This is a genomic window from Paraburkholderia phytofirmans (genome assembly GCF_046028095.1).
In the GTDB taxonomy this organism is placed as follows: Bacteria; Pseudomonadota; Gammaproteobacteria; order Burkholderiales; family Burkholderiaceae; genus Paraburkholderia; species Paraburkholderia phytofirmans_A.
Map to the genome: position 1 here is coordinate 100,827 of NZ_JAQQDJ010000020.1, position 6,888 is coordinate 107,714.

Annotated in this window: 6 protein-coding genes; 2 read left to right on the forward strand and 4 right to left on the reverse strand. The window is 63.1% G+C overall.

Annotation, left to right across the window (positions count from 1 at the left end):
- Positions 1–186 precede the first annotated feature (186 nt).
- Together PQR54_RS35955 and PQR54_RS35960 are read right to left on the reverse strand one after the other, a co-directional pair.
- Positions 187–1,449: a zinc ribbon domain-containing protein gene (locus PQR54_RS35955; protein WP_408254239.1), complete on the reverse strand. Its 1,263-nt coding sequence runs from the start codon at positions 1,447–1,449 to the stop codon at positions 187–189.
- Positions 1,450–1,823: 374 nt separating this feature from the next.
- Positions 1,824–3,359 (reverse strand): MDR family MFS transporter, encoded by a 1,536-nt coding sequence (locus tag PQR54_RS35960; protein ID WP_408254241.1) that lies wholly within the window; start codon positions 3,357–3,359, stop codon positions 1,824–1,826.
- A 74-nt stretch (positions 3,360–3,433) separates the two neighbouring features.
- On the opposite strand from PQR54_RS35960, the gene PQR54_RS35965 reads away from it, so the two are divergent.
- Positions 3,434–4,228 carry a TetR/AcrR family transcriptional regulator gene (locus PQR54_RS35965; RefSeq protein WP_408254244.1) on the forward strand — a complete coding sequence of 265 codons (795 nt, stop codon included), beginning with the start codon at positions 3,434–3,436 and terminating at the stop codon, positions 4,226–4,228.
- Between the two features lie 82 nt (positions 4,229–4,310).
- Here the strand turns inward: PQR54_RS35965 and PQR54_RS35970 are convergent, their stop codons facing one another.
- Positions 4,311–5,030: a ribonuclease activity regulator RraA gene (locus PQR54_RS35970; protein ID WP_408254247.1), complete on the reverse strand. Its 720-nt coding sequence runs from the start codon at positions 5,028–5,030 to the stop codon at positions 4,311–4,313.
- Positions 5,031–5,509: 479 nt separating this feature from the next.
- On the opposite strand from PQR54_RS35970, the gene PQR54_RS35975 reads away from it, so the two are divergent.
- On the forward strand, positions 5,510–6,022 hold the full coding sequence (locus PQR54_RS35975; RefSeq protein WP_106311694.1) for a response regulator: 513 nt from the start codon (positions 5,510–5,512) through the stop codon (positions 6,020–6,022).
- 130 nt (positions 6,023–6,152) lie between these two features.
- On the opposite strand, the gene PQR54_RS35980 is transcribed toward PQR54_RS35975, so the two are convergent.
- A complete protein-coding gene (locus tag PQR54_RS35980) occupies positions 6,153–6,725 on the reverse strand; it encodes a Fur family transcriptional regulator (RefSeq protein ID WP_106311691.1) in 573 nt (190 codons plus the stop codon).
- Positions 6,726–6,888 lie beyond the last annotated feature (163 nt).

A 6,888-nucleotide genomic window follows, 5' to 3' on the forward strand; every position in this document is an offset into this window, starting at 1 on the left:
CTACCTATCGGTCAGGTTCGTATGACTTCGCGCGTCGATGCACGTGAAGCACCAGTGAGCCGGATTGCCATGTCATGTTCTATGTGCCGCGCCTGCCACGTCCGTCTGTTACCTCTCAAACCAAACGCGCTGATACGTGTGATTCTCTGGCAGATTCGTTATGCGATTCGGTATCCAAACTATCTGTCACTGGCTCGGTGAACCGCCCGCGGTGGGCTTCGCGGCGTTGGTCGCCGGACGTTTCCAGCCGGAGTCCTTGATGGCGCGTTCGCGCGCCTCGACGCTATTGCCGTCGGGCGCCGCGGTGGTGGACCGCGGGGCGGCCGCCACGACTTCGCCGTTCGGCGGCATGCCTTTGGGCAGTGGAGTCTGCAGTTGAGCCGCCTGCTGTGACGACAAAGCGGCTTGCGCCTGCGCCGACGGTTTGCCTTGTGGCGGCGCGCCTGCCGCGCCACGCGGGTTGAGCGGCGCCCAGCCGGTCTCACGAATCACGCGTTCAAGTATGGACTTGGCCGTGTCGCTGCCGGTGTCGATCGCGAGCGCTTCGTTGGCGTACTGGCGTGCGCAGGACCACGACTGCTGCGCGGCGCAAGTTTGCGCGGCTTGCAACGCGGCGTCGCGGCGGGCGGTCAACGGCTTCAATTCTGTCGCGAGGTCTTCTACGTCGGAATTGCGCGGTTGCATCGTTTGCGCGACGCCGAGAGCGGCTTGCGCCGCAGAGAGATCGTTGGCGCGGGAGGCGAGACGCGCCGCCTGCACGGCTTGCGCGACATCGCGGAACTGCGGCGCGGGCTTGGCGGGCACAGCGGCCGCCGGCGGCGCGACGGGCGTCGCCGGGATCACCGGTGCCGGCTTCGCGGGATTGACGGACGTAGCGGGTTTGCCCACGGCGCCGGCCTGGTTGGCCGACTGGGTTGGCGAATACAGTGCGATCGTGCCGGTCGTCGTTCTGGCATCCTGAGTAGTTTCACTTTCGGCGGACTGGTCGCCATTGCCGCTCGACAAATCGTGATCGCTGAATAGCGCATATCCGACATACGCCAGGCCGATTACGACAACCGCCCCAATGGCATACAGCATTTTACGAAGCGAGATTGCGCCGCGGCCCGCCGCATTGGGCAGTGCGGGAAGAGGCGGAATCGGCCTGTCCGTCGAAACGAGTGCGGACGCGGGCATCGCTGCCTCGGCATGAGCAGGTTCGCCCATGAACGCGGCACGCGTCGTGGGGTCGGTTTCATCGGCTGTCGCCGGGTCGAGGCTGTTCTTCTGCGCTACTTTATTCATGGCGCTCGCACGGCTGCCGGGAATTACGGTGCGTTTGTGCGGACCCGCGTCGAGTGGATGCACCGCGCCGCAATACGGGCAATAGTCGACTTGCCGGTACAGTGCGCCGCCACACCGTTTGCAAGGCGTCGGAAAACTGTGGCCGAGTAGTGTCTGGGTGGACATGCTGTGGACCCACCTTTGGAAAACGATGCCATTACGGCATGTTCCGGATCATGTTGAAGCGGGAGCGATGTCCGCGGAAATCACGATCCACATGCGCCGGAGAGTCTTGGGCGACCAGCCCACGCTTGCGCTGCCGCTGGTTGCAATATGTGGGGTTTCAATGAGAACGTCAATCGCCGTTGCTACCTATCTTATGTGCGCTAGCGAACATTTGTAGGTAGGACGAAATAGCCGCTACATCGGCAGGACGAACAGGCACAGAGGTTTTTTCACACGAATCGAGCGAAGCCGAAAACAGAACGAGGTCGGCGCGCATGGCGTCCGACCTCGTCATTAAGCGCTTGCATCAAGCGCCTGAAGAAAGCGGGAAAGAGTCAATGTTTGCGCAGCGGATGATCCTTCAGCAGCCATGCGAGCGCAAAGGCCAGCACCACCACGCAAGCAGCCGACAGGTACACCGTGTGCAACGCGCCCGCGAATGCTTGCAGATAGTCGTCGCGCAACGCTTGCGGCAACGCGTGGATCGCGGCAGGGCCGAGCGCGTGCGGCAACTCGGTGTCGGGCGGGATCAACTTTTCAAGGCGCGCGGCGAGGCCGTTGGAAAACACGGCGCCGAAGCTGGCCACGCCGATCGACCCGCCGATCGAGCGGAACAGCGTCGCGCCTGAAGTGGCCACGCCCAAATGCTTGAACTCGACGGTGTTCTGCACCGCGAGAATCAGCACCTGCATCACCATGCCGAGCCCGCAGCCGAGAATGCCCATATCGATATACATCACATGAATCGGCGTGCTGATCTGCAGGCGTGCGAGCAGCAGCATTGCGACCGCCACGAGAAACGTGCCCGCGATCGGAAACATGCGGTACTTGCCGATCTTGCTGATCACCCGGCCCGTCACCATCGACATCAGGAACAGACCGCCCATCATCGGCAGCATCTGCATGCCGGCTTCCGTGGGCGTCGAACCTTTGACTACCTGCAAATACAACGGCAGGAAGGTGACCGAGCCGAACAGCGATACGCCGATGATGAAGCCGATCAGGCTGCTCAGCAAAAACGTGCGCTGTTTGAAGAGTTCGAGCGGCATGATCGGTTCGACCGCGCTGCGTTCTTCGTGGATGAAACCCCAGATCGCTACAAGCCCCATGCCCAGCGTGAACCAGAGTTGCGGCGACGACCACGGCAGGATCGTGCCACCCTGGCTCGTGAACAGGATGATGCAGGTGAGGGCGCCGGCGAGGAACGCGGCGCCCATGTAGTCGATGGTGTGCTTCACGTGGCGAACGTGCGGCTTGAAGACCGCGCCGATCACGACGAGCGAGATGATGCCGAGCGGCAGATTGATGTAGAAGATCCAGCGCCACGAGAGATGCTCGACGAGAAAGCCGCCGAGCAGCGGGCCGATCACGGTTGCAAGACCGAACACGCCGCCGAACACGCCTTGATAGCGGCCGCGTTCGGCGGGCGGAATCACATCGGCGATGGCGGCCATCGTTACCACCAGCAAGCCGCCGCCGCCGAGGCCTTGCAGCGCGCGCAGCACGATGAGCTGCGTCATGTTCTGCGCGACGCCGCACAACGCGGAGCCGACCAGGAACACGATGATCGCCGTTTGCAGGACGATCTTGCGGCCGAACAGATCGCCGAATTTGCCGTACAGCGGCACGACGATGGTCGAACTGAGCAGGTAGGCCGTCACGACCCATGAGAGATTATTGAGGCCGCCCAGTTCGCCGACGATAGTCGGCAGCGCTGTTGAAACGATGGTTTGATCGAGCGCTGCGAGCAGCATGACCAGCAGCAACGCTGGAAACAGCAGGCGGATCGGCGGATGATCGGCTGCCTGGGCGGGCGCGGTTGCCTGCGCGTGCGTCAGTTCGGCGGGGCGTGTCGTGGTCGATTGGTCCATGGCGTCACGGGTTGAAATTAATTAATTCGGAGATTAATATATGCGACATCGCGTCACCAGTCAAATTGAATGCAATGGCAAGGATTCCGTCAGATGGTCGAAAGGTGAAGAGCACGCTGCCTGATACGGCTGCGGTGAAGGTTCGCAAGGCGCGTTCCGCGCCCGGCCGCGCTCTTGAAACCCGCGCGGGCGCATCGTCGGAAAAACCGGAGGCGGGTGCCGCGCCCGCGCGGCGCCCGGGCAGACCTTCCGGCGCCGCGCGCGGACCGGAGCAGCGCAATCGTCTGCTCGACGCCGCGCTCGTGCTGTTCGCGCGGCAGGGCATCGTCGACACCACGCTCGGCGAGATTGCCCGCGAGGCCGGTTTTACGCCGGCGATGATGCATTACTACTTCAAGACGCGCGATCAACTGCTCGACGTGTTGATCGACGAACGTTTCGCGCCGCTGCGCGCGGGGCTCGGCGTGCCTTTCCAGGAAAATCCCGACGACCCGGTCGCGGCCATCACGCAGCTCGCGCAGCGGCTCGTGCAAGCGGCCGCCGAGCATCCGTGGTTTCCGTCATTGTGGGTTCGCGAAGTGATCAGCGACGGCGGCCTGTTGCGCCAACGTATGCACGAGCGCTTCGGCAACGCGCATCAGAAGGCGTCGCTGTCGGCCATCGCCCGGTGGCAGAAGGAAGGGCGGCTGAACGCGGAGCTGGAACCCGCGCTCGTCTTCGTCACGCTACTTGGACTGACGATTTTGCCGCTGGCCACGTCGAAACTGTGGTGCAACGATCCGCTTCGCCGCAATATCGGCGGCGCGGAAATCGCGCGGCATGCCGTGGCTTTGCTGGTGCAGGGTATCGGCCCGAAGAAGGCCGGTTGATGGCCGGCGACGCTCTCTAACCGTACTTGTGCCGCGCGGGTGCGATCAACTACCAGCCATCGTCCATCGCCGCCACACCGTCTCACGCTTTCCGCTTTTCTTTCCACGCCTCATAAGCGGCCTTGGTCGCTTCGTTCGGCGGGTAAGTGCCGGGCAATGCGGCGCCGTCACGAATCCGCTCGGTCAGAAACACTTCGAGTTGCTCCTGTTCGGCAGCGGCTTGCGCGACCTCTGCCGCCATCTTGAGCGGAATCACCACCACGCCGTCCGCATCGCCGACGATCACGTCGCCTGGAAACACCGCGACACCGCCGCAGCCGATCGGCACATTGATATCCACCGCGTGATGGCGAATCAGATTGGGCGGCGCGCTCGCCCCCGCGCAGAACACGGGAATGCCGAGCGCGGCGATCGTCGTGCTGTCCCGCACCGGGCCGTCGGACACCATGCCCGCCACGCCGCGAACCTGCAAGCGTTGCGTCAGGATCGAACCGAACGACGCGCTGCTGCGCTCGCCGCGGCAATCCTGCACGAGCACATGGCCGGCCGGAATCGTTTCGACACACTTGCGCTGCGCGTACTCGGGATCGGCAAACAGTTCGAGCACGTCGATGTCTTCACGCGATGGAATGTTGCGCAGTGTGAACGCCGGACCGACCAGATTCGCGCCGCTGTGCGCGGTGAGCGGCGCGACGCCTTGCATAAAAGTATTGCGCAAGCCGTGCTTGAACAGTTGGGTAGTCAGTGTAGCGGTGCTGACCTGGCGGAGTGCTTCGAGTGTGGCGGAGTCGAGATCGGACATGGTGTCGGACGGCCTCAAGGTTGGGAGCGCAAACGGGTCATGGCAACCGCATGCCGCGCGGTGCCGCAGCGACGCAAAGTTCGATGCGTCGCGCGCACACGATGATAGCGCCCCACGCAGCGAGCACAGCCAATCTGCGCGCGCGGCACATTCGTACGATGCTGAAAACGGCGAGGCACGCAACATGCTACTGGTGGAGTGGATGTGAATGCAGGCGGCATCAATCAGGCTGCCGGCATCGCACACGAACAGGAATTGGAAAAGAAACGTCGGGCGGGAAGGTCGTGCGAACCGGGGTTTGCGCGATCCGCCGCGGCGAATCGGGTCGGCATCGGAGAGCCGTGACTGTGGCACCGATGGCCGGTTTTTCATCGGCGTGCAATTTTGGCGCGTTACTGTGCGCGCGCGTTTGGCGCCCGGGCCATGCTTTACAATCTTGGGCCTGGTTGCAACTCCGCGCATGAAATCGAGTCGGAACCATGAACAGCAATAGCGCAGCCGCGCAAATCGGCGGCAAGCAGCAGGGCGAAACGTTGGCCAAGTCGGACGGCCTAACCGGTTTTTTAGAGCAACAACGCAAAATGAACGGAGCATTGAGACTCGATCAGGCCACGATCGTGCTCGTAGAAGACGACCCGGACAGTCGGGAATCGTTGACCTTATTACTCGAAGCAGAAGGTGCGCATGTCGTCGCGGTGGCGGATGCGGAAGAGGGCGTGGAGGCGGCGTTGCGATTGTTGCCCGATGCCGTGGTGTGCGACCTGGAACTGCCCGCCATGGACGGTTTCTACCTGATCCAGCGCTTGCGCGATCACGAGATTCGCGGCGACCATCCGCCGTCGGTTGCGGTGGCGCTCACCGGGCACACTGACGACGCTTATCGCTTACGCAGCATCGGCGAAGGCTTCCAGCATTTCATGACCAAGCCGGCTTTGCCCGAAGATCTCGTGACGCTGCTGCACGATGCGATTGACGCTCGCGCAGCGGGCTGACCTAGCGCTTCGATTTAGCTGACGAATTCGCGGCGCGGCTTGACAGCCTCGCCGTGAGACACTGCTTCTTCAGATGCCTGGCTTGATGGCAAGAGCGGGGCGCAGTGCGGTTCGCGATCGTTGCCGAAAGTTACTTGACGGCGACGGGCGTTCCCGACTCCTTGCTCGACGCCGCGGCTTCCAGCGCCTGACAGGCCGCACACAATCCCTTCAATTCGATTTCATCGCTCGCGAGACGATAGCCCGAGTCTTCGATTTGCGCGACTAGCGCTTGGCGCAGTTTCGGCTGATGCAATTCGGTGACGTTGCCGCATTGCTGGCATACCACCAGGATGCCGTGCTGGCATTGCGTCAGATCGTGGCAGACGGTGAAGGCATTGATCGATTCGATCCGATGCACGAGCCCCGCCGAGAGCAGAAAGTCCAACGCCCGGTACACCGTGGGCGGCGCGGAGCCGGGATGGATCTGGCGCATCTCGTCGAGCAGCGAATACGCTTTGGTGGCGCGCCCGGAATTCAGCAGCAATTCGAGCACTTTGCGGCGGATCGGCGTGAGTTTTTCGCCGCGTTCGCGGCAATATTCTTCCGCGAGTGTCAGTGCGGCTTCCTGCGAAACACCGTGCGTGTGCCCCGGCTCATGGGAGTGAGCGGAGGCGGCGGAGGTGGCTTTGTCAGCGGTCGCGGCGGGCTTGGCGGTCTTCATGCGTCGATTATAAAGGCCATCGCGTCTCGCTGTGCCGGGCGCGCAATTCGTCCGGCTCCCGCCTTGGCCTTGCGCCGCTTGAGCAGCCAGTGGGGCGCGTGGCCGGAGCACGGGCCACGCGCCCCGCGGAGTCTAAGGTGAGTGGGGAATAGGCGGTGTTATT